Here is a 20,992-nt window from a genome sequence, read left to right as displayed (position 1 = left end):
ACGCTTCGGTGCGGTCAGCGCCTCCGCTTCTGGCGTGGGCGCTGCTGGATGTGGATCGGTGACCCGACGAAGCCGAACTCCTCGCGGAGGCGGCGTTCGATGAAGCGCAGGTAGGACCCCTCGAGCTTGCCCGAGGTGAACAGGATGAACGTCGGCGGCGCCACGGATGCCTGCGTGCCGAACAGGATCTTCGACTGTTTGCCTCCCCGCACGGGGTGCGGATGCTCGGCCACCAGCCGGCCGAGGAAGGAGTTCAAGGCGCCCGTGCCGATCCGTGTCTCCCAACCGTCCAAGGCGGTGTCGAGAGCGCGGACCAGTCGGTCGACGTGCCAACCGGTCAGGGCGGCGACATTGATTTGCGGTGCCCAAGGAACCTGTACCAATTCACGGTCGATCTCGCGTTGCAGGTAGTAGCGACGCTCGTCGTCGACCATGTCCCACTTGTTGAAGGCGACGACGAGTGCGCGCCCGGTCTCGGCGACGGAGCTGATGATGCGCGTGTCCTGCTCGGTGAGCGGCTCGCTGGCGTCCACGATCATGACGGCGACCTCGGCGCGCTCGATCGCCGAGCTGGTGCGCAGGCTCGCGTAGTACTCGTGGCCGGATGCTTCACGGACGCGTCTGCGGATGCCCGCCGTGTCGATGAAGCGCCAGGTACGGCCGCCCAGCACCACCAGTTCGTCGACAGGGTCGACCGTGGTGCCGGAGACGTCGTCGACCACGACCCGGTCCTCCCCCACGAGCTTGTTGAGAAGGCTGGACTTGCCGACGTTCGGCTTGCCGACGATTGCCACGCGTCGTGGCCCGCCCACGACATCCCGCTCGGGGGGCGCCTCCGGGAGCGCCGCGAGCACGGCGTCGAGAAGGTCGCCACTGCCTCGTCCGTGCAGTGCCGAGACCGGATACGGCTCCCCCAGGCCCAGGTTCCAGAGCGAGGCGGCCTCGAGCTCGCCACGCTGGTCGTCGACCTTGTTCGCCGCGAGCACGACCGGCTTCTTGGCCTTACGAAGGATGCGCACGACCGCCTCGTCGGCATCGGTGATGCCGACCGTGGCGTCGACGACGAACATCACCGCGTCCGCGGCCTGGACGGCGATCTCCGCCTGTGCTGCGATCCGCTCGAACAGTCCTCGCGCGTCAGGATCCCAGCCGCCGGTGTCGACCACCGTGAAGTTGCGTCCGTTCCAGTCGGCGTCGTAGGTGACGCGGTCGCGCGTGACACCGGGGACGTCCTCGACGACCGCCTCGCGGCGGCCGATGATGCGGTTGACCAGCGTGGACTTGCCGACATTCGGCCGCCCGACCACCGCCAGCACGGGGACGGCGTCAGTCACTGGTCGAACCCGCGGGAAGTGGTCCGGGCAGCCCGCGCTTGGCGGCGCCCTTCGCCCAGGTGAGGTGCTTGCGCATGTGCTCGAGGATCTGCTCCGCGACGTCGTCGATCATCGCGGTCGAGCGCGGCCAAGGGGTCTCCGGAAACCGGATGGGCTCTCCGTAGACGACGTCGAGCCGCGCGCCCTTGGGTGGGCGTGACTCAGATGCCGCCCCAGGCTCCCGGGTACCGAAGATGGCGACCGGGACCACCGGTGCGCCGCTGATCAGCGCCAGCCAACCGACTCCGGTCTCGATGCGGCGCAGCTCTCCGTCACCGCGTCGACCCTCCGGGAAGGTGATGATCACCTGACCCGCAGCCAACGCATCGGCGGCGGTGCGCAGTGCTCCCACGTCGGTGTGATGCCGGTCGACCGGGATCTGACCGGCGTACTTCATCAGCCTCCCGGTTCGGCCGACGAAGAGCTCCCGCTTGACGAGGGCGTGGCCCGGGCGAGGCGCCTTCAGGAACAACAGGGGTCCGTCGAGCCAGCCGATGTGGTTCGCGGCGAGGATCACCGGCCCGTCCTCGGGGATTCGCCCCTCCCCGCGCTGGTTGACGTCCCAGCGACGGTCGAGCCATCTCGTCGCGAAACGCCGCACGGTCCGAAGCCCCCTCTCCGGCACCCCCCGTGGACCGGCGAACCGGCCGGTGGCCAGGATCAGATCGCTCACGACGCCCCTTCCCGGACGATGTCGTCGACGAGCTCGACGACTGCTTCGACCACCTGGTCCAGAGTCAGGTGGGTGCCGTCGATCAGCACTGCGTCCGGAGCCTTGGCGAGTGGCGAGGCCGTTCGGGTGGAGTCGATCTGGTCGCGTCGGGCGAGATCCTCCGCCGTGGTGCCGGGGTCGAGGATGCCCAGCTCGGCTGCCCGTCGGGCGGCCCGGGCGGCCGGGTCGGCGACGAGGTAGACCTTGACCGGCGCATCGGGGGCAACAGCAGAGCCGATGTCGCGACCTTCGACGACGATGCCGCCCGAGGACGCCCCGATCGTCGTGCGTTGAAGGCGGACGAGCATCTCGCGCACCTGCGGCACGGCTGCGACCAGGCTGACGTTCGCCGTGACGTCGGCTCCCCGGATGGGACTGGAGACATCCTGACCGTCCACCTCGATCGTTGGTGCCCGCGGGTCGGTGCCGGACCGGATCGCGATGGACTCGGCAGCGCGCGCGATGGCCTCGGGATCATGCAGATCCGTGCCGCGCTGCAGCAACGCCCAGGTCATCGCGCGGTACATCGCGCCGGTGTCGAGGTAGTTCAGGCCCAAGCGGTCTGCGACACCGCGGGCGGTGCTCGACTTGCCTGATCCCGACGGTCCGTCGACGGCGACCACGAGGCCAGAGCGCTCGGGTCTAGGGCTCACGGGTGCGTCCTCCTCGTTCAGCGGTATGCGGGCCAGCCGCGGGCGGTCAGGGCTTCGACAAGTACGTCGGCACGATCGGCGAGGACCGCGATCTCGACGAGGCCGACCGGACGACCCAGTTCGTGGTCGATCCGGAGATCCTCGATGTTCACTCCAGATTCTCCCGTATGGGCCATGAGCCTGGACAACTCGCCCGGGTGATCGGCGATCGGCACGAAGACGGTGGCGAACTCGATCGGCCGTTCACCGTGCTTGCCCGGGATGAGTCGGGTGCCCGCCCGGCCGGACTCGAGGATGCCATCGACCGCCGGCTCGTCGAGCCCGAGAGAGGCGATCACGCCCTCCAGGTCGGCTCGGACCTGCTCGAGCAGCGCCCGAACCTCGCCCGCGTTGCTGCGCAGGATGTCGGACCACAGGGCGGTGTCGCTGCCCGCGATGCGGGTGACGTCGCGCAGTCCGGGACCGGCCAACGACAGGTGCGACCGCGGGGCGTCCCTCAGTCGCGCAGCCGCGAGAACGCTGAGCACGTGCGGGACGTGGGAGACGAGCGCGACGGCCCGGTCGTGCGACTCTGCGTCCATCGTGATCGGCACCGCGCCGACCAGCTCGGCCACCGCCTCGATGAGTCGGACCGACCGCTCCCCCGCTCCGGCCATCGGCGTGACGGCCCACGGGCGGCCTTCGAACAGCCGTGCCGAGGCGGCCATGGGCCCGGCCCGCTCACTGCCCGCCATCGGGTGGCTCCCGACGTACCGGTACGAGCCGGGCAGCTCGGCGATGCGGGCGGCCAGGTGCGTCTTCACGCTCGCGACGTCCGTGACGACCGCGTCGGGCCACGTACTGAGCACGTGGGAGACGGTGTCCACGACGCCGGACGGCGGAACAGCGACCACGACGAGGTCTGGTGCGGCGACGGGCTCGGCGCTCCCAGCACCTCGCGACACGGCGAGCTCGAGGTTGGAGCGGCTGGTGTCGTCGAGATGAACGTCGACACCATGCTCGCGCAGCGCAAGCGCGATCGAGGTGCCGATGAGCCCGCAGCCGATCACGAGGACGGATGCGGGCGGGGTCATGTCTCAACGCTATCGAAGAGCGCCCCGATCTCATCGCGCGACAGCTCACGGGTGGCGCCGACGGCCAGATCGCCCAGACGCAATGGCCCGAAAGCCGTACGAGTCAGCTCCACGACCGGGTGACCGACATGGTCGAGGATGCGTCGCACGATGCGGTTGCGACCGATGTGCACGTCGAGCTCGACCAACGAGCGTCCTCGTGAGCGGTCGACCACCCGAAAGCGGTCGACCGCAGCCGGCCCGTCGTCGAGTCGAACACCTTCCCGCAACCGCGACCCCAGGGCATCCGACGCATCACCCTTCACGAGCGCCACGTAGGTCTTGGTGACCTCGAACGACGGGTGCGCGAGCCGGTGGGCAAGATCGCCGTCATTGGTGAGGATCAGCAAACCGGACGTGTCGGTATCGAGTCGGCCGACGTGGAACAGCCGCTCAGGACGGTCGGCCAGGAGCGATCTCAGATCGGGCCGCCCGCGTTCGTCGGCCATCGAGGTGACGACGCCGCGCGGTTTGTTGACGAGCAGGTAAGCATGATCCGTGCGCGGTGGGACCCGTTTTCCGTCGACGCGAATGACGTCGGCGACAGGATCGACGCGCACACCCATCTGCGTCACGGTCTCGCCGTTGACCTCGACACGGCCGTCGGCCATGAGCTGCTCACAGCGTCGTCGACTGGCGATCCCAGCCTGGGCGAGCACCTTCTGCAGACGGACACCCTCGAGGGACGATGGCTCAGTCACCGGCGGAGGAACCCGTGGATGGATCCTCGGCACCGGGGCTCGGCTCGTCGTGAGGGGCCCTCACTGCCTCAGTCCAGTCCGAGTCGCCCATGTCGTCGATCTCCGGAAGCATCGGGGCGATGTCGGGCAGCCCACCGAGATCGGCGAGACCCATGCGCTCCAGGAAGTAGCTCGACGTGCGATACAAGGTGGCGCCGCTCTCGGCGTCGATGCCGGCCTCCTCCACGAGTCCACGTGTCACCAGGGTGCGCACGACGCTGTCGACGTTCACGCCGCGGATCGCCGAGACGCGGGACCGGCTCACCGGTTGGCGGTACGCGATGACGGCCAGGGTCTCAAGCGCCGCCTGCGTGAGGCGCGCCTGCTGTCCGTCGAGCACGAACCGCTCGACTGCCGGCGCGAAGGCGTCACGGGTGAAGTACCGCCATCCGCCACCGATGTTGCGCAGCTCGAACCCGCGTTCCTGGTCGGTGTACTCCTGTGCCAGCTCGGCGAGAGCCTTCTCGACGTCCGGCGGCGGGTGTCCGACGGCCTGGGCGAGCGTGAGGTGGTCGAGTGGCTGATCGGCGACCATCAGCACAGCCTCCAGGGCAGGCCGCAGCTCGAGCATCTCCAGCTCGAGCTCGTGCGGCGCATTCGAGGCAGAGTCAGACATCGGCATCCTTCTGGTCCCCATCGGGAAGGTCGGCCACCGCGGCAAGTGCGGGTCTAGCTGCCGCCGTGGCCGCATCCACCGCGTGTGTGGGGTCGTCGAACTCCTCACCCACGTCGATGTCGCCTTCGCCGGATCCGGTCCAGCGCAGATGAAGATCGCCGAGCGGGCTCGCCTGGTCGAACGTCAGCATGCCTTCCTTGAAGAGCTCCAGCACGGCCAAGAACCTGGCGACCGTGGTGACCAGGTCGGCATCAGCAGCGAGGGCGCGGAACGTCGTCGTGCGCTCACGCCGCAACCGGTCGACGACGAGGTGGGCCTGCTCGCGCACACTCACCTGCGGCGCATGCAGGTGCGACAGCGACAGCGCCGGCACCGGTTGGGGTTCGAGCGCGGCCGTGGCAAGCCGCGCGAGATCGGCCGGACCGATCGAGACGATCACCTCCGGCAGGAGCTCTGCGAATCGTGACTCCAACGAGACCGAGCGCGGATGGCGGCTCTGTTCGTCCGCGAGTCGTCGGGAGATGTGAGCGGCGACCTGCTTGAACGCGCGATACTGCATCAGCCGCGCGAACAGCAGGTCACGGGCCTCGAGCAGCGCGAGGTCCTCCTCGTCCTCGACGTCGCCCTGCGGAAGCAGCCGCGCGGTCTTGAGGTCGAGCAGGGTGGACGCGACGAGCAGGAAGTGGGTGGTCTGCTCGAGGTCGCCGCCCAAGGCCTTGATGTAGCCGATGAACTCGTCCGTGACCTGCGACAACGCCACCTCGGTGATGTCGAGCTGGTGCTTGGAAATCAACGACAGCAGCAGGTCGAACGGTCCCTCGAACACGCCCAGGTTGACCGAGAAGCCAGCAGTGCCGGACGCCGACTCCTCGACGTCCACGTCAAGGAGGCGCTCGCGCGCCGGACTCATGACGCGCTCAGCCGGCGGGCGAGCTCGCTGTCGGTTCCGTGCGCCTCGAGGTCGCGGAGTGCGATGGCCAGGGCTGCGCGCACGAGACGTCCACGGTCGACATTGCGTCCGAGCTCACCGCGCAGCTTGAGGCGGGCCTGCTCGAGAGCGAGCAGCTCGTCGTAGGTCAGGTACACGGTCATCTTCTCGTCGTGCTTGATCCGCCCGCTCGCGCCTTCTGGCTGCGGTGGGGCTGGGTCGGTGGCGGCGGCGTGAGCGTGCGGGCCAGGTACCGTCGCGCGGAAGAGCTCGTCGGCACCTGGCAGGTTCACGCGCCGGGGCATCGACTCAGCACCTCCCGGGCCAGATGGCGGTACGACGTCGCTCCCGGCGACGTGGTGGCGAACTCGGTGATGGGCTCCCCCGCCACCGTGGAGTCGGAGAACTTGACGGTGCGGCGGATGACGGTGTGGAACACGAGATCGCCCCAGCCCTCGACGAGCGTCTGCAGCACTTCGCGCCCGTGCAGCGTTCGACTGTCGTACATGGTGCCCAGCAGACCGATGATCTGGAGCCTGATGTTGGTGCGATCGCGCACCTTCTCGATGGTCTCCTTGAGCAGCGCCACACCGCGCAGGGCGAAGTACTCACACTCCAGCGGGATGATGACGCCGTCCGACGCGGTGAGCGCGTTGACGGTGAGCAGGCCCAGCGACGGCTGGCAGTCGATGAGCACGACGTCGTAGTCGTTCAGCACCGGGTGCAGCACCCGCGAGAGCACCTGCTCGCGGCCGACCTCGGTGACGAGCCTCATCTCCGCGGCCGACAGGTCGATGTTGGAGGGCACGAGGTCGAGCCCGTCGACCGACGTCTCGAGCACGATGTCCTTGATGCCGAGCTCACGGTCCATGAGCACGTGGTAGATGCTCTGCTCCAGCTCGTGGGCATTGAATCCGAGGCCCACGGTCATCGAGCCCTGTGGGTCGAAGTCGACCAGGAGTACCTTGCGTCCGGCCTCGACCAGAGCGGCACCAAGGGTGATGGTGGTCGTGGTCTTGCCGACCCCACCCTTCTGGTTGCACATCGAGATGACGGTGGCGGGCTGTCCGGCGCGCCGCGGCGCGGGTTCTGGCAGCTTAGGGATCGGACGCCCAGTGGGTCCGAGTTCCTTGCTCATCTACGTCCTTCGTCCCTCGTCCGGCCAACTGCAGGCCACACTACCGCTCACCTTGTGGCCCGTGGATGAGCCTCCGCATATATCTCGCGGAGTTTCTCGACGGTGACGAGCGTGTAGACCTGGGTCGTCGTGACGGAGGCGTGACCGAGCAGCTCCTGCACCACGCGAACGTCGGCACCCCCGTCGAGCAGGTGAGTCGCGAACGAGTGGCGGAGGGTGTGCGGTGACACCTCGGCGGTGACGCCAGCGCGTTGGGCCGCCTTCACCAGTACCGTCCACGCGCTCTGCCTGCTCAGACGCCCCCCGCGGGCATTGAGGAACATGGCGGGTGACGCTGCCTTCGCCGAGACCAGCGCGGGCCGGGCCACCGTCAGGTAGTCCTCGACGGCGCTGCTCGCAAAGCTTCCGACCGGGACGATCCGCTGCTTGCCACCCTTGCCGTGCAGGAGCACCGTGCCCTCGGCGAGGTCGAGGTCGTCGACATCGAGACCCACGGCTTCCGATATCCGGGCCCCCGTGCCGTACAGCACCTCCAGGAGAGCGCGATCGCGCTTGGCTAGTGTCGTACCGGCGGCACCGGACGCGGCGAGGATGGCCTCGACATCCGAGAGCGGCAATGCCTTGGGCAGGCGGGCCGCGGGCCGCGGCGGCTTGACCGCGGCCGACACGTCGCTGGCCACCAGGTGCTCGCGAAGGCAGAAACGGTGGAACCCGCGCACGGCGACCACCGCCCGCGCCGCGCTGGCCGGACCCAGCGCCGGGTGCTCTGCGTCGCCGGTACGCAGTGCGCCGAGGAACGCGAGGACATCCGTCTCGGCGATCGCGCCGGGCTCGTCGATCCCGCGTCCGCGCAGGTGAGCGGTGTATCGACGCAGGTCCCGGCGGTAGCTGTGGAGCGTGTTGTCGGCCAGACCTCGTTCGACAGCCAGGTGGCCGAGGTAGTCGAGCACGGCCCGTTCGACGTCGGTCATGATCGCTCTTCGCGACGGGTGCTCATGGTCGTTGTCGTCGGACCTGCTCGGCCAGGACGGCGGCGACGGTCATGCCATCGGTGATTCGCCCGTTGAGAACGGCATCCACCGTCGCCTCGAACGGCAGCCACCACTGCTGCATGTCGGCCTCCTCGGCCTTGCGGTCGGTGCGATCCTCGTGTGGAACCGGGCTCAGGCCAGACGCACGGAACACCGTCCACCCCTCACTGGAGTAGCCGGGTGTGGCGAACAGCTCAAGGGTCATCACCCACTCCTCGGCGGCGAGGTCGGCCTCCTCGGCCAGCTCACGGACAGCGGCATCGAGAGGGTCCTCCCCCTCGACGTCCAGTGTCCCGGCGGGAATCTCGAGGACGCGGTGCCGCACCGGGTGCCGGTACTGCTCGACCAGCAGCACACGATCCGCGTCGTCGATCGTCAGGACGCCGACCGCGCCGTGCGGCTTCACGACAACGCGCGAGTGCTCGCCTCCCTCGGGATCGACGATGGTGTCGACGTCCAGCCTCAGGTAACCGGACGCGAACTGCTCGACCGACGTGCTGACGGGCCACTCCTGCTCGCGGTCGGCGAGTCTCTCGGTGTCGGCGAGGCGTCCGGGCAGGTCAGGGTGGTTGGTCATGCCTCCACCGGCTCGTCGGCTTCAACCGGGAGCCGAGTCTCGCGCTGTCGCTGGAGCGCGGCCGCCACAAGTCCGGAGAACAAGGGATGTGGCCGGGTGGGACGCGATCGCAGCTCGGGGTGCGCCTGGGTGGCGACGTAGTACGGGTGCACGTCGCGCGGCAGCTCGATGAACTCGACCAGGGTGGAGTCGGGAGACGTGCCGCTGAACACCATTCCGGCCGCCTCGAGCTGGTCGCGGAAGCCGTTGTTGACCTCGTAGCGATGACGGTGGCGCTCCTCGACCTTGTCGATCCCGTAGGCCTCCGCCACCAGCGTTCCGGGCTTGAGCGCAGCCGGGTAGAGGCCGAGCCTCATGGTGCCGCCGAGGTCGCCGGCGCCGTCGACGTACGCCTCCTGCTCGGCCATCGTCGCGATGACCGGCGCGGTGGCCTGGGGGTCGAACTCCGATGAGCTCGCGCCGTCGATCCCGGCGACGGACCTGGCGAACTCGATCACCATGCACTGCAGGCCGAGGCAGAGCCCGAGCACCGGGATCTTGCGGGTGCGCGCGTACGTGAGCGCGCCGATCTTGCCCTCGATGCCCCGGATCCCGAATCCACCCGGCACGCAGATGCCGTCGACGTCACCGAGATGCTGCGCGGCGCCGACCTCGGTCGCACACTCATCCGAAGGCACCCAGCGCAGGTGCACTTTCGCATCGTGGGCAAATCCGCCTGCACGGAGCGCCTCAGCCACCGAGAGGTACGCGTCGGGAAGGTCGACGTACTTGCCGACCAACGCGATGGTGACCTCGTCGGCCGGATCGTGCACCCGCCGCAGGAGCTCGTCCCACTGCGTCCAGTCGACGTCGCGGAATGGCAGATCGAGGCGTCTGACCACGAAGGCGTCCAGACCCTCGCTGTGCAGCACTTTGGGGATGTCGTAGATCGACGGGGCGTCACTTGCGGTGACGACCGCCTCCTCCTCGACGTCGCACATGAGCGAGATCTTGCGCTTCACGCTGGCCGGGATGAATCGATCCGACCGGCAGACGATGGCGTCCGGCTGGATACCGATCGATCGCAGGGCCGCCACCGAGTGCTGCGTCGGCTTGGTCTTGAGCTCGCCGGACGGACCGATGTACGGCACGAGCGAGACGTGCAGGAAGAACACGTGGACGCGGCCGATCTCATGACGCACCTGGCGCGCCGACTCGAGGAAGGGCTGGCTCTCGATGTCGCCGACCGTGCCACCGATCTCGTGGATCACGACGTCGACCTCGGGTCCGCCCATCGACAGCATGCGGTCCTTGATCTCATTCGTGATGTGCGGGATGACCTGGACGGTGTCGCCCAGGTAGTCGCCGCGACGTTCACGCGCGATGACGTCGGAGTAGACCTGACCGGTGGTGACGTTGGCGCGCCCGACGAGGTCCTCGTCGAGGAACCGCTCGTAGTGGCCGATGTCGAGATCGGTCTCGGCGCCGTCGCCGGTGACGAAGACCTCGCCGTGCTGGAACGGGTTCATCGTGCCGGGGTCGACGTTGAGGTAGGGGTCGAGCTTCTGCATGGTGACCCGGAGGCCGCGTGACTTGAGAAGTCGTCCGAGGCTGGAGGCGGTGAGGCCCTTGCCCAGTGAGGACGCGACCCCGCCGGTGACGAAGACGTGCTTGGTGACGGCGTTAGCTGCCAACGTGACTCCCGTGGGTTTGTGCCGACAAAGCGACGGGCCGATGAACCATTCGGTGCTCCACGGGACTCCAGCCTATCAACACACGAGCGTCCCCGATGGTCCGACACTCACGACGTCGGTGGGTTACCCGGCACGTGTCCACGGTTTCGCCGTGTTGATGGCCTTGCACGGAACACAGCCGCCGGACACATGGGTGAACGTCAGCTCGTCGCCGGCCACGCGCCATTCATAGACTTCCTGCTCGTTGGCGAAGGTGACCCGATCCCCGTCGACGGACCATTGGTCCTCGATGTGCGTCACCTCAGGCTTCGGGCACCCCGGAAGCGCGGTCTGATCGATCTCGAAGGTGCCGCCCGAATCGAAGGTCCAGTCGAAGCGTCCCGCGTTGTCGCACAGATGCTCCGCGGGAAGTCGGGCACCACACGCTGCAGATCCTCCTTCGAGACGGTTGTGGACCACGTCCCGACCAGATCCGCGCTCGGCTCTGAAGTGCTCGGCCCCTTCGGATCGCCTTGCGATGTGGTGCATGCCGTGAGCAGTGAGCTCGACGACGTCGGGCTGGTCGGTGCGATCCGGGAACGCCTGTCGGAGGCTCACACACCCTACGATCGCGGGATCGAGATCGAGCTCGACGCGCCCGACGATCTTCCCTCGCTGTCACCGGCCGTCGAGCTGGCCGCGTACCGCATCACGAACGAAGCCCTGGCGAACGTGTTTCGCCATGCTGACGGAGGGTCCTGCGTCATTCGCATCACGGCCGGCGTCATTCGCATTACGGCCGGCGTCATTCGCATTACGGCCGGCAATGAACTCGAGATCACCGTCTGCAACGACGGGACGCCACCCTCCTCGTGGACTGCAGGCGTCGGTCTGAGTTCCATCGTGGATCGCGCGGAAGAGGTCGGCGGCAACGCCACCGTCGGCCCGACCGACGAAGGATGGACTGTGGTCGCACACCTCCCGCTGGATCGGCGCTCCGCCTCAGTGCGGCCGTAGGCTCAGCGTGGCACGGCGCCGTCGGCGCTGCGTGACGTGCCCCACGCTCCCGACTGACCCTCGGCCTCGCGGGCCAACGCGAGCGCGACGACCACCCGTCCGGCGGCCGTGTCGGTGACGTCGACCGACGAGACCTGGGTGGCTGCGTCACTGTCGCGCAGAGCGGCCACCGCACCGCCGTCCTGGCTCGACGTCGACGGACCGGCGAGCACGGCGCCTCCACCGGCGGCATCGATCGCCTTCGACAGCTGGGCGGAGACGGAGCCGGCGTCTTCGGCGCGCCCGGGGCCGCTGAGCACCACCGCCAGGTCGGCGAACTCCGTGGGCTTCGCGGCGTACGCGACGAGCCGGCCTTCATCGAACGCCGAGCTGATCGTGGTGGCGGTCGTGTCGAGCTTCTCGCCACCTCCTCCGAGCACCGAACGGCCCAGTGCCGTGCCGATTCGTCCGTAGCTGTCGCCCGCTTTGGTGACACCCTCGACGTCGGACGCGGACTGCTGCGCGACTCCCTCGGCGAACTGCCGGTTGGCGGGGTCGACCAGCTTGGCGGTCAGCTGGACCTCGCCGGTGACCGATGCGCCGGCCTTGTCGAGCTCGACCCGGATGTCCTTCATCTCTTCGGACCGGGCGCCCGGCAGCGTGATGACGACCACCGACTGGTCCTTCAATGCGTCCTTGAGCAGGGCACCAGAGGTGCGAGCCGCGTATCCGGACTCGAACAGAGCGACCGCGGGATCAGGCGATGCCTCAGATGCAGCTGCGTCGCCGGCGAGCCCGGCGGTCGCGTCGTCCAGAGGTCCGGCGCCGAGGGCGACACCCGCTGCCAGCGACAGCAGCACAGCGGCGATGGAGACGAGGTGGTAGCGGAAGCTGATCACGAGAAGAGCCCTTTCATCCAGATGCGTGCGTCGTGGATGCGTTCTCCGAGTGCGTCGAACCAGTCGCCACCGACTGGGGTCAGGGCGACGGCGACGGCCATGGCGGCGATTCCCGCGAGGAGGAGCAGCAGGACCGGCCACAGCGGCATCGACGGGGCTGCGAAATGACCGGCCGCCTTGGCATCGACCAGCCGCGAACCAGCACGGAGGCGCATGACGAATGAGCTGGCGACGTCGGCGGATCCGCGGTCGAGGAACTCCATGAGGCCGGTTGGCGCCCCCACCTCGACGATCACCGGCGCGTAGTTGGAGTCCGCCAGCATGATCGCGAGGTCGGTGGCCGATCCGGTGGCGATGAACCACACCGGATCGACGCCCGCCTTCTCGAAGCGTTCGGCACCGCTCTTGTCATGGTCGGAGCTCGCCGTGACCACGACCTCCGCGCCGGAATTGAGCGCGCGAACGGACAGTTCGCCGAGCGCGCCCAGCACCACGTGCGGTTTGTACCCGGCGTCAAGGAGCGCGTCGGCGCCGTCGGCGACCCCGATCAGCACCGGATCACGCTCCCGCATCCACCGACGGATACGGAGGAGGTCGTTCTGCCAGCTGAACTTCTTGCTCACGACGACGACCGGGCGCTTGCGGAGTCGCTGGCCGAGGCGCGGGACACCGGCACCCTCGAGCAGCAGAGAACGCTCACGCTGGATGTGATCGGTGGCGTTGGCCAGGAGCGACTCGAGCCGTGTCGACAGCCCGCGATCCGCCTCGCCGAGGCTGGCCGTGACCGTCGCGTCGTCCTGCGACACGCCTTGGACCACCAGCATCTCGCCCTTGTACACGCGGTTGCCGTCGATCCGGACTCTTTCGCCGTTCTTCAGTCGCGTCCAGACACCCGGACCGACCTGGTCGATGAGCGTGACGCCGGCATCGGCGAGGATGCGCGGCCCGAGGTTCGGAAACCGGCCGGTGCTCGACTCGGACGCGTTGATGACGGCGCTGACCTTCCGGTCGACCAGCGCATCGGCCTGGTTCCGGTCGATGTCGGTGAGGTCGACAACGGCGATGTCACCGGAGCGGAGCGAGGAGGCGGCATCGTCGCCACGGCGGGCGAATCGAGCCACGCCGGTGAAGCCGGGAGCGGTGTCCGCAACAGGCGTGGATGGGCGGTTCCAGGGAGGCATCGCGCACCATGGTGCCACGCACTCCCCCGGATTCCCGGGAGGTAAGAGGCTTCCACGCGTGTCAGTTCGAGGGCGGCGAACGCGTCAGGTGTGACGCAGCCCTCGGCCGAGATTTCCCTTTCCCGGGCGCGCGTGGCGACGCCGGTGTGACAGAGTTCTCGAGTGATCGAGGCGGTCATCATTCTCTCGGTCCTGTTGGCGCTGATGCTGGCCGGACTCATCGTGTGGCACGTACGTTTGGTCCGCTCCCGCCGTGAGGTCGAACGACTGCGCGAGGTGCTCCGACGGCAGGGAAAGGGCCTCACCCGCCGCGAACGCCGTGCTCAGCGGGTGAAGGAGATTGTCGAGTCCGCGGTCGACACGGCCACGAAGGTCCGTGACCGCGGAGTGGCGGGGCTGCTGATGTCCTCCATGGAGGATCTCGCCCGGTGGAGCCAGGAGGACCGCACCGAGATCGCCAAGGTCGCCGCGCGCGACGGCACCGTGACGATCCTGTTCTCCGACATCGAGGACTCGACAGCCCTCAACGAGCAGCTCGGCGACGACTCCTGGGTACGACTGCTGGGCTCGCACGACAAGCTGGTTCGCGCCTGCGTCGAGAGTTTCGGGGGTCATATCGTGAAGTCGCAGGGCGACGGATTCATGATCGCCTTCAGCGCCCCGGCCGACGCCGTTCGTGCCGGTATCGGGATCCAGGACGCGCTCAGCGACGGCAGCGACCGACGCCTGCGCAGGACGCCGATCCGGGTGCGGGTCGGCATCCACTGCGGGACGGCGATCGAGCGCGACGGTGACCTGTTCGGCAAGAACGTCGCGATGGCGGCGCGAGTGGCCGCCCAGGCGGGCGGTGGCGAGATCCTCGTCAGCGACGACATCCGCGCCGCGCTGCACGACGTTGAGGACATCGTGCTGGTCGACGGTCGCGACACCGAGCTCAAGGGCATTCCGGGCGTCCACCGGCTGTGGGAGGTCGCCGTCATCTGACGCCGAGCGGTCCCTGAGCTTGACGAAGGGGTCAACGGCCGGCGAGGTCGAGCAGCTCGCGCGCATGGGCCTGCGCGGCGTCGGAGTCCTCCTGACCGGCGAGCATCCGCGCGAGCTCGTCGACCCGCGCGCCATCGGCGAGACGGGTGACTGAGCTGCTGGTGACCGAGCCGTCGTCATCCTTGATGACGCGGAAGTGATGGTGGGCGAACGCGGCCACCTGAGGAAGGTGCGTGACGGCCAGCACCTGCGCGTTCTCCGCCAGTCGGGCGAGGCGTCGGCCGACCTCGACCGCCGCCTTGCCACCGATACCGGCATCGACCTCGTCGAACACCAGCGTAGGAACGGTGGTGCGGTCGGCGAGTACGACCTCGAGAGCGAGCATCAGCCGGGACAGCTCTCCGCCACTGGCGCCCTTGGCGAGCGGCCGCGGCGCGGCACCGTTGTTGGCGGCGAAGAGCAGCTCGACCTCGTCTAGTCCGTGCGGTCCGGGTACCGCCTCCGGTGGTGAGTCGATCCGCACCTCGAGGTGCGCCGACGGCATGGAGAGCTGTGCCAGCTCGGTGTCGACGAGATCTGCGAGCCTCTTACCTGCCTCCCGGCGAAGATCGCCGAGTTGTTGTGCCAAACCGCTGACTTCCGGACGCAACCTGTTCAGGTCGGTCTCGAGCTCGCCGATCGTGTCGTCGTCGGAGCCCAGCTCGCCGACGCGGGCGAAGGCCTTCTCCTGCCACGTGAGCACGTCGTCGAGCGTGGGTCCGTACTTGCGTTGGAGGAACGTGAGCGCGGCGATACGGTCCTGCACGCTCGCCAGGCGAGCCGGGTCGAGATCGACGCCGGTGGCGTAGGAGCTCAGCTCGGTTCCGGTCTCGTCGAGGAGGATGCCGACCTCGCGCAGCCGGGCGGCAAGGTGGTCGAGCTCCGGATCGTGACCGGCTGCGCCGTCGAGTGCGGCAACTGCACCGGCGACCTGTGTTCGCGCGGAACCGGCGTCGTCGATGTCGCCCGAAACGGCCTCGTGTGCACCCAACGCGGCAGCGACGAGCGCCTCGGCATGGGCCAGACGCCCCGCTTCGGTCTTCAGGGCCTCCTCCTCGCCGGTGAGTGGCTCGACCTCCGCGATCTCGTCCAGTCCGTGCCGCAGTAGATCAAGCTCGCGGGCTCGCTCCTGCGCATGCGTGTGGAGCTCGTCGAGACGACGCTCCACCGCGCGCAGGCGCCGGTATGCGGGGCCGTACTCACCCATGACCTGGGCGAGGGGCTCGCCGGCGAAGGTGTCGAGCGCCTGTCGTTGGGCTGACGCCCGGAGCAGCCGGTGCTGGTCGGACTGTCCGTGCACGGCCACGAGCTCGTCGGTGACCTCGGCCAACAGTGCGGCGGGCACGGTGGCGCCGCCGGCGAACGCCCTCGACCGTCCTTGCGCCGACAGCGCACGGCCGAGCACCACGACCCCGTCGTCGAGGCGGCCGCCCGCCTCTGCGATCGCCTGCTCGACACCGGAACCTTCCGGCACGGCGATGCTCGCCTCGACCCGGGCTTGGTCGTCGCCGGTGCGAACCAGTCCGAGGTCGGCGCGGCCGCCGCGCAGCAGCCCCAGTGCTGTGACGACCATGGTCTTGCCCGCGCCGGTCTCACCGGTGATGACGGTGAATCCTGCGCCCAGCTCGAGCTCCGCAGAGTCGATGACACCCAGGGACGACAGCGTGAGGTGGTGCCACATCAGGCGTCGCCGGACGTGCTGTCGCGGCGTTCGGACGCAGATCCGCGCCAGCCCGTGACGGGGAGGTCGAACTTGCGCACCAGCCGATCGGTGAACGGCGCCGTGTGCAGCCGGGCCAGGTGAACCGTGCCTTGTCCGCGGACCACTTCGACTCGGGCCCCGACCGGGAGCTCGGCGGCCCGACGTCCGTCGCACCACAGCACGCCGGTGGACTGCTCGCCGACGACCTCGATCGCCAGGGTCGACTCTGGCGAGACGACGAGGGGCCGAGCGAACAAGGCATGGGCACTGATCGGGACCAGGAGCAGGGCTTGCACCTCCGGCCAGACGATGGGTCCACCGGCACTGAAGTTGTAGGCGGTAGATCCGGTGGGGGTCGCGCACACGACCCCGTCGCAGCCCCACCGGGACAACGGGCGTGCGTCGATCTCCACGACGAGTTCGAGCATTCGCTCACGGGCGGCCTTCTCGACGGACGCCTCGTTGAGTGCCCAGTTGGTGGCCACAACTTCCCCGCCCACCTTGACCGAGACGTCGATGGTCAACCGTTCCTCCATCGTCCACGTACGGTCCACGACGCCCTGCACCACCTGATGGATGTCTTCGACATCCGCTTCGGCGAGAAAGCCGACGTGCCCGAGGTTGACGCCCAGCACGGGCGTGTCCGTGCCCCGACACATCTCGGCCGCCCGCAGGATCGTGCCGTCACCGCCGAAGACGACAGCCAGCTCGCAACCTTCCGCCGCGCCCTCCCCTGCCGGGACGACCCCGGCGTCCTCGAGGCCGACGAGGTGAAGTGCCTCGGCGTCGGAGTCGAGGATCCGGATGTCCAGACCCGCTTCGCGCAGATCGGTCGCGAAGGTCGCGGCGACCTTCGTGGCTTCGTCGCGCTGGGTGTGGGCGATGATCAGGACAGTCCTCATGACATGACCTCCAACGGGCCGGCCGCCACGACGTCGTGCGCGGCGTCTTCGTGAGGTGCGTCGGCGTCGGTGCGAAGCCAGCAGAAGTACTCGACGTTGCCGGCCGGACCTGGCAGCGGACTGGGTGCGAGCGCACGGGTGCCCCAACCACGTTCATACCCGGCGACGCACACGCGATGAACCGCGTCGGCGTGAAGGCCGGGATCTCGGACGACGCCGTTCTTGCCGAGGTTGCCCTGGCCCACCTCGAACTGCGGCTTGATCATCAGCACGATGTCGCCCTCCTGCACACATGCTCTGGTCAGTGCCGGCATGACCAAGGTAAGGGAGATGAAGGACAGATCGGAGACCACGACGTCGACGAGTCCGCCGATGTGCTCCGGTTGGATCGTGCGGACGTTGGTGCGGTCGTAAATGCGGACGCGTTCGTCCGACTGGAGCGACCATGCCAGCTGCCCGTAGCCGACGTCGACGGCGTGCACCTCCGCGGCACCGCGGCGTAGAAGCACGTCGGTGAAGCCGCCGGTGGACGCACCTGCGTCGAGACACCGTTTTCCTTCGACCGATAGGCCGAGAGGCTCGAACACGGCCAGGGCCCCGAGCAGCTTGTGGGCGCCGCGCGACACCCACGTCGGCCCTTCTTCGGGCCGGACGGTGATGGGCTGGTCGGTGCCGACCTGCGTCGCCGGCTTGGAGGCCACTCGCCCCGCGACGACCACATGACCTGCGTCGATGAGCGTGCTCGCATGCTCGCGCGAGCGAGCGAGGTCACGGCGCACGAGCTCAGCGTCGAGTCTGACGCGACGGGTCATGGGCCGTCCGAAGAGTTCCCCGCGTCGGCGAGGGCCGCCCGCAGGGACTGATGGAGGGCGTCGAACTCGGCCGGATGATGGTCGAGACCGACCTCGTCGAGTGCGTCCAACCGGCGCATGGCGTCCTCGAGCCCTGGATGCCCGGCCGCGGCCTCCTTCGCCGTGGCGAGGAGATCCGCGTCGACCTCGGTCGTGGCCTCGACGTGGTCTTCGCTCATGACTCCAGTGTCCCATCCAGCCGGACCCCGCGGCCGTAGCGGTCGAACAACGACCACGCAAGTGTCACGACGGCCCGGATCGCCTCGAGCGAACCGGGTTCCCCCTGTCCGAGTCCGATCACGGCACCCTCGGCATGAGCCGTTGCGGCTCCGCATTCCGCGGTCATCCCATCGACGATGACGTCTGGGTGCGCGGTCACGAGTGCCGACAGATCACGAGCGACGAAAGTCGGTCGCCGGCTTGCCACCAGACCCATGACGTCCTGAAGGGTGTTGACACCGCTGAGGACGGCGAGGCTGTCGAGACCGGCGTTGATCGCCCCGTCGATGTCGGTGTCCAGCCGGTCGCCCACCATGAGCGGTCGCTCCGCAGCCATGCGCTCGAGCGCCTCATCGAACAGGGCGCGCTCCGGTTTGCCGGCGACCATGGGCGTGGCACCGGTGGCGTTGCGCACCGCCTGAACGAGCGACCCGTTGCCCGGCGCGATACCACGTGCTGTCGGGATGGTCATGTCGATGTTGCTCGCGAACCACGGCAAGCCGCTCTCGATCGCGTACGCGGCCTCGGCAAGCGATCGCCAGCCGAGATCTGGGTGGAAACCCTGAACGACGGCGACCGGGTGGTCGTCGAGGCTCGTGACGCACCGCAGCCCTCGTTCCTCGAGTGGGACTCGAAGTCCCTCTCCCCCAATCAAGAGCACCGGTGATCCAACCGGAACGGCATCGGAGACGAGATGGGCGACCGCCTCGGCTGCCGTCACGACATCGGCGTCGTCGGCCTCGATCTCGAGCTCTCTCAGGTGTGCTGCGACATCACCGGCAGTGCGTGACGCATTGTTGGTCAGGAAGGCGAGGTTCATGCCGGCTCCGCGCGCGGTGGACAGCGCCTCGACGGCACCCGGGACGGCTTCGTCGCCGACGTAGACGACGCCGTCGAGATCGAGCAGACCGAGACCGTAGGCCTCGCACAGTGGACGATCCGACGATCCGAGGCTCATGCGCCGAGGCTATCGGTCACCCGGATTTCGACGCGGCGGTCCGCTCGCAGGTTTCGAGTTCGACGCTGACCCAGCTCGTGGGGCCGTGGGCGCCGCGACTGAACCTGCGTCGAAGCTCTCCGGTGACGGTCACCGCATCGTCCGCCTCGAGCCGTCGGACCGAGCGTCGGAGGCGCGCCGTCCACGCAGAGCACTCGATCGTGTCGACGAGCTGCTTGGACCGTCGTCGAGCGGCCGCGCTGCGCGGCACGATGAGTCGGAACGAGACCACCTCGTCGCCGCTCGGCAGCAGGCGCGCGTCGGGTGCCGCGGACACTCGCCCGGTGAGCCGGACGGCGTTGGCGATGGCCGTACTGGTGTCGGGGTTCATGACTCGACTCTGCCGGGCCGTCACGCCCGGAACGAGAGGCGATTCCACGGCTGTTGACATCCGTGGTGAAACCACGAGGCTGTGGATGGTCAATCCAGCGTTGCGAGCCGCTCCTCAGCGTCCGTGGCCTTGTTGCCGTCGACGGCGACAACACGGTGGAACCACTCGATCGCGTCCTCGCGACGACCGGCATCGAGCAGGGTGTCGGCGTAGGCGTAACGGAGCCGGGCGACCCACTCGGCGCGAGCCTTGCTGTGCAACGGCTCGGTTTCCAACAGCCGTAGCGCGGCTTCGACCTGGCCGAGGTCGCGCCGCGCACCCGCGACGACGATGGAGAGCTCAATCTGACCAGCCTCGTCGAGATGCGAACGCACCTCAGCGGTGTCGTACGCCAGCGCCTTCTCCGGCCGACCCAGGGCCCGCTCGCAGTCGGCCATCATTGGCGCGTGGTGCTTCTGACCGTTCATGCGCCGCGCGGCACGCAGCTCCGACAGCGCCTCGGCGAACTTGCCGGCTGCGTATGCGGTCTCACCGCACGCCTCTCTGATCAACCCGTTGCGGGACGCGCGGGCGCGGGCTGCGAGCGCATGGAGATACGCAGTTTCTGGATCGACTTGCATCAGCAAACCGGCCATGACCAAGTGGCGGGCCACTCGATCGGCCAGCTTCTCGGGGATCGACTGGAGCGCCTGAAGGGCGTGTTTGTCGAGGTCCTTGGCGCTGACGTCGTCGGGGATCGGCGGGCCGTCGTAGATCTTCTGGTCCACAGTCCGCTCTTCCGGCTCGCGCCGCGAATCACGCCGGCCGTCTCGGCTCTGACCTGCGCGTTTGTCAGCGCGCGCGTCCGGGCGACCAGTAGGGCGCTGGCCCGTCCGCGAGGTGGGTCGACCGCCACGGCGGTCCGGACGCTGTCCGCCCTGGCGGGGGCGTTTGGACTCGCTCATCTGGCTCGTCCTCCTGTGTTATAGATCCGGAAATGCAGCGAGGCCGCTCCCGAAGGAGCGGCCTCACGCAAAAATTGTCCGGCGACGTCCTACTCTCCCACGCAGTCTCCCGCGCAGTACCATCGGCGCTGAAAGGCTTAACTTCCGGGTTCGGAATGTAGCCGGGTGTTTCCCTCTCGCCATGGTCGCCGAAACTCTATGGAGATATCAAAAACCTTGACGACTCGGTGGAGTCGAATCAGGCTCCCGATCGTATCTCGGGAACCTCACAGTGGACGCGGTGAATCCTTGTAGGAACAAGCCCTCGGCCTATTAGTACCGGTCAGCTCCATGCATTGCTGCACTTCCACTTCCGGCCTATCAACCCAGTGATCTGCTGGGGGCCTTACCTGGTAAACCAGTGGGAAACCTCATC

Annotated in this window: 24 protein-coding genes and 2 rRNA genes; 2 read left to right on the top strand and 24 right to left on the bottom strand. The window is 68.4% G+C overall.

Going from position 1 to position 20,992, the window contains the following annotated elements; genetic code table 11:
- Positions 1-14: 14 nt before the first annotated feature.
- From der to ACRDPN_RS02650, 13 genes are all read right to left on the bottom strand, one after another.
- Positions 15-1,334 (bottom strand): ribosome biogenesis GTPase Der, encoded by a 1,320-nt coding sequence (gene der, locus ACRDPN_RS02710; RefSeq protein WP_431445785.1) that lies wholly within the window; start codon positions 1,332-1,334, stop codon positions 15-17.
- Complete coding sequence (locus ACRDPN_RS02705) at positions 1,327-2,046, bottom strand: lysophospholipid acyltransferase family protein (RefSeq protein WP_431445784.1); 720 nt, start codon at positions 2,044-2,046, stop codon at positions 1,327-1,329. Before ACRDPN_RS02705 ends, der begins: the two co-directional genes overlap by 8 nt.
- Positions 2,043-2,738: a (d)CMP kinase gene (cmk, locus tag ACRDPN_RS02700; RefSeq protein WP_431445783.1), complete on the bottom strand. Its 696-nt coding sequence runs from the start codon at positions 2,736-2,738 to the stop codon at positions 2,043-2,045. Before cmk ends, ACRDPN_RS02705 begins: the two co-directional genes overlap by 4 nt.
- Before the next feature lie 17 nt (positions 2,739-2,755).
- On the bottom strand, positions 2,756-3,811 hold the full coding sequence (locus tag ACRDPN_RS02695) for a prephenate dehydrogenase (protein ID WP_431445782.1): 1,056 nt from the start codon (positions 3,809-3,811) through the stop codon (positions 2,756-2,758).
- Positions 3,808-4,551, bottom strand: a complete 744-nt coding sequence (locus ACRDPN_RS02690) for a pseudouridine synthase (protein ID WP_431445781.1) — start codon at positions 4,549-4,551, stop codon at positions 3,808-3,810. Before ACRDPN_RS02690 ends, ACRDPN_RS02695 begins: the two co-directional genes overlap by 4 nt.
- Positions 4,544-5,206 carry an SMC-Scp complex subunit ScpB gene (gene scpB / locus ACRDPN_RS02685; protein WP_431445780.1) on the bottom strand — a complete coding sequence of 221 codons (663 nt, stop codon included), beginning with the start codon at positions 5,204-5,206 and terminating at the stop codon, positions 4,544-4,546. The genes ACRDPN_RS02690 and scpB overlap by 8 nt, the downstream gene beginning before the upstream one ends.
- Positions 5,199-6,116, bottom strand: coding sequence for a segregation and condensation protein A (locus ACRDPN_RS02680; protein WP_431445779.1), 918 nt, complete (start codon positions 6,114-6,116; stop codon positions 5,199-5,201). The genes scpB and ACRDPN_RS02680 overlap by 8 nt, the downstream gene beginning before the upstream one ends.
- A complete protein-coding gene (locus ACRDPN_RS02675) occupies positions 6,113-6,439 on the bottom strand; it encodes a hypothetical protein (RefSeq protein ID WP_431445778.1) in 327 nt (108 codons plus the stop codon). The genes ACRDPN_RS02680 and ACRDPN_RS02675 overlap by 4 nt, the downstream gene beginning before the upstream one ends.
- Positions 6,424-7,272, bottom strand: coding sequence for a ParA family protein (locus ACRDPN_RS02670; protein ID WP_431445777.1), 849 nt, complete (start codon positions 7,270-7,272; stop codon positions 6,424-6,426). The genes ACRDPN_RS02675 and ACRDPN_RS02670 overlap by 16 nt, the downstream gene beginning before the upstream one ends.
- A gap of 47 nt (positions 7,273-7,319) precedes the next feature.
- Positions 7,320-8,243 (bottom strand): site-specific tyrosine recombinase XerD, encoded by a 924-nt coding sequence (gene xerD / locus ACRDPN_RS02665; protein WP_431445776.1) that lies wholly within the window; start codon positions 8,241-8,243, stop codon positions 7,320-7,322.
- 22 nt (positions 8,244-8,265) lie between these two features.
- A complete protein-coding gene (locus ACRDPN_RS02660; protein ID WP_431445775.1) occupies positions 8,266-8,880 on the bottom strand; it encodes an NUDIX domain-containing protein in 615 nt (204 codons plus the stop codon).
- Positions 8,877-10,553 (bottom strand): CTP synthase, encoded by a 1,677-nt coding sequence (locus ACRDPN_RS02655; protein WP_431445774.1) that lies wholly within the window; start codon positions 10,551-10,553, stop codon positions 8,877-8,879. The genes ACRDPN_RS02660 and ACRDPN_RS02655 overlap by 4 nt, the downstream gene beginning before the upstream one ends.
- 123 nt (positions 10,554-10,676) lie before the next feature.
- Entirely contained in the window at positions 10,677-11,012 is a 336-nt protein-coding gene (locus ACRDPN_RS02650; RefSeq protein ID WP_431445773.1) for a hypothetical protein, read from the bottom strand.
- A 72-nt stretch (positions 11,013-11,084) separates the two neighbouring features.
- Between ACRDPN_RS02650 and ACRDPN_RS02645 the strand changes: the two genes are divergently transcribed.
- On the top strand, positions 11,085-11,549 hold the full coding sequence (locus ACRDPN_RS02645; protein ID WP_431445772.1) for a sensor histidine kinase: 465 nt from the start codon (positions 11,085-11,087) through the stop codon (positions 11,547-11,549).
- A 2-nt stretch (positions 11,550-11,551) separates the two neighbouring features.
- On the opposite strand, the gene ACRDPN_RS02640 is transcribed toward ACRDPN_RS02645, so the two are convergent.
- The gene (locus ACRDPN_RS02640; protein WP_431445771.1) at positions 11,552-12,427 is read right to left on the bottom strand and encodes a copper transporter; all 876 of its coding nucleotides are present in this window, start codon (positions 12,425-12,427) and stop codon (positions 11,552-11,554) included.
- On the bottom strand, positions 12,424-13,608 hold the full coding sequence (gene steA / locus ACRDPN_RS02635) for a putative cytokinetic ring protein SteA (RefSeq protein WP_431445770.1): 1,185 nt from the start codon (positions 13,606-13,608) through the stop codon (positions 12,424-12,426). The genes ACRDPN_RS02640 and steA overlap by 4 nt, the downstream gene beginning before the upstream one ends.
- Positions 13,609-13,770: 162 nt before the next feature.
- Between steA and ACRDPN_RS02630 the strand changes: the two genes are divergently transcribed.
- Positions 13,771-14,592: an adenylate/guanylate cyclase domain-containing protein gene (locus tag ACRDPN_RS02630; RefSeq protein ID WP_431445769.1), complete on the top strand. Its 822-nt coding sequence runs from the start codon at positions 13,771-13,773 to the stop codon at positions 14,590-14,592.
- Between the two features lie 31 nt (positions 14,593-14,623).
- Here ACRDPN_RS02630 and recN read toward each other — a convergent pair whose 3' ends face one another.
- From recN to ACRDPN_RS02585, 9 genes are all read right to left on the bottom strand, one after another.
- Entirely contained in the window at positions 14,624-16,312 is a 1,689-nt protein-coding gene (gene recN, locus ACRDPN_RS02625; RefSeq protein WP_431445768.1) for a DNA repair protein RecN, read from the bottom strand.
- The gene (locus tag ACRDPN_RS02620; protein WP_431445767.1) at positions 16,312-17,235 is read right to left on the bottom strand and encodes an NAD kinase; all 924 of its coding nucleotides are present in this window, start codon (positions 17,233-17,235) and stop codon (positions 16,312-16,314) included. The genes recN and ACRDPN_RS02620 overlap by 1 nt, the downstream gene beginning before the upstream one ends.
- Positions 17,232-18,047 (bottom strand): TlyA family RNA methyltransferase, encoded by an 816-nt coding sequence (locus ACRDPN_RS02615; RefSeq protein ID WP_431445766.1) that lies wholly within the window; start codon positions 18,045-18,047, stop codon positions 17,232-17,234. Before ACRDPN_RS02615 ends, ACRDPN_RS02620 begins: the two co-directional genes overlap by 4 nt.
- Positions 18,044-18,265: a hypothetical protein gene (locus ACRDPN_RS02610; RefSeq protein WP_431445765.1), complete on the bottom strand. Its 222-nt coding sequence runs from the start codon at positions 18,263-18,265 to the stop codon at positions 18,044-18,046. Before ACRDPN_RS02610 ends, ACRDPN_RS02615 begins: the two co-directional genes overlap by 4 nt.
- Positions 18,262-19,263: an HAD-IIA family hydrolase gene (locus ACRDPN_RS02605; RefSeq protein WP_431445764.1), complete on the bottom strand. Its 1,002-nt coding sequence runs from the start codon at positions 19,261-19,263 to the stop codon at positions 18,262-18,264. The genes ACRDPN_RS02610 and ACRDPN_RS02605 overlap by 4 nt, the downstream gene beginning before the upstream one ends.
- A gap of 16 nt (positions 19,264-19,279) precedes the next feature.
- The gene (locus ACRDPN_RS02600; RefSeq protein WP_431445763.1) at positions 19,280-19,633 is read right to left on the bottom strand and encodes a single-stranded DNA-binding protein; all 354 of its coding nucleotides are present in this window, start codon (positions 19,631-19,633) and stop codon (positions 19,280-19,282) included.
- Between the two features lie 89 nt (positions 19,634-19,722).
- Complete coding sequence (locus ACRDPN_RS02595; protein ID WP_431445762.1) at positions 19,723-20,400, bottom strand: hypothetical protein; 678 nt, start codon at positions 20,398-20,400, stop codon at positions 19,723-19,725.
- A 253-nt stretch (positions 20,401-20,653) separates the two neighbouring features.
- Positions 20,654-20,770 (bottom strand): 5S ribosomal RNA (gene rrf / locus ACRDPN_RS02590).
- 99 nt (positions 20,771-20,869) lie between these two features.
- A 23S ribosomal RNA gene (locus ACRDPN_RS02585) occupies positions 20,870-20,992 on the bottom strand; the annotation flags it as partial.

The organism is Aeromicrobium sp. (assembly GCF_050700635.1).
Lineage (GTDB): Bacteria > Actinomycetota > Actinomycetes > Propionibacteriales > Nocardioidaceae > Aeromicrobium.
The sequence above is the reverse complement of the archived record's forward strand: the minus strand, read 5'-3'. Positions and strand labels throughout refer to the sequence as shown.

Excerpts from the sequence above, each read along its gene's own strand:
- ACRDPN_RS02695 (WP_431445782.1), bottom strand. The coding sequence starts at position 3,811 with ATGACCCCGCCCGCATCCGTCCTCGTGATCGGCTGCGGGCTCATCGGC.
- scpB (WP_431445780.1), bottom strand. The coding sequence starts at position 5,206 with ATGTCTGACTCTGCCTCGAATGCGCCGCACGAGCTCGAGCTGGAGATG.
- ACRDPN_RS02680 (WP_431445779.1), bottom strand. The coding sequence starts at position 6,116 with ATGAGTCCGGCGCGCGAGCGCCTCCTTGACGTGGACGTCGAGGAGTCG.
- ACRDPN_RS02675 (WP_431445778.1), bottom strand. The coding sequence starts at position 6,439 with ATGCCCCGGCGCGTGAACCTGCCAGGTGCCGACGAGCTCTTCCGCGCG.
- ACRDPN_RS02670 (WP_431445777.1), bottom strand. The coding sequence starts at position 7,272 with ATGAGCAAGGAACTCGGACCCACTGGGCGTCCGATCCCTAAGCTGCCA.
- xerD (WP_431445776.1), bottom strand. The coding sequence starts at position 8,243 with ATGACCGACGTCGAACGGGCCGTGCTCGACTACCTCGGCCACCTGGCT.
- ACRDPN_RS02660 (WP_431445775.1), bottom strand. The coding sequence starts at position 8,880 with ATGACCAACCACCCTGACCTGCCCGGACGCCTCGCCGACACCGAGAGA.
- steA (WP_431445770.1), bottom strand. The coding sequence starts at position 13,608 with ATGCCTCCCTGGAACCGCCCATCCACGCCTGTTGCGGACACCGCTCCC.
- recN (WP_431445768.1), bottom strand. The coding sequence starts at position 16,312 with ATGTGGCACCACCTCACGCTGTCGTCCCTGGGTGTCATCGACTCTGCG.
- ACRDPN_RS02620 (WP_431445767.1), bottom strand. The coding sequence starts at position 17,235 with ATGAGGACTGTCCTGATCATCGCCCACACCCAGCGCGACGAAGCCACG.
- ACRDPN_RS02615 (WP_431445766.1), bottom strand. The coding sequence starts at position 18,047 with ATGACCCGTCGCGTCAGACTCGACGCTGAGCTCGTGCGCCGTGACCTC.
- ACRDPN_RS02610 (WP_431445765.1), bottom strand. The coding sequence starts at position 18,265 with ATGAGCGAAGACCACGTCGAGGCCACGACCGAGGTCGACGCGGATCTC.
- ACRDPN_RS02605 (WP_431445764.1), bottom strand. The coding sequence starts at position 19,263 with ATGAGCCTCGGATCGTCGGATCGTCCACTGTGCGAGGCCTACGGTCTC.
- ACRDPN_RS02600 (WP_431445763.1), bottom strand. The coding sequence starts at position 19,633 with ATGAACCCCGACACCAGTACGGCCATCGCCAACGCCGTCCGGCTCACC.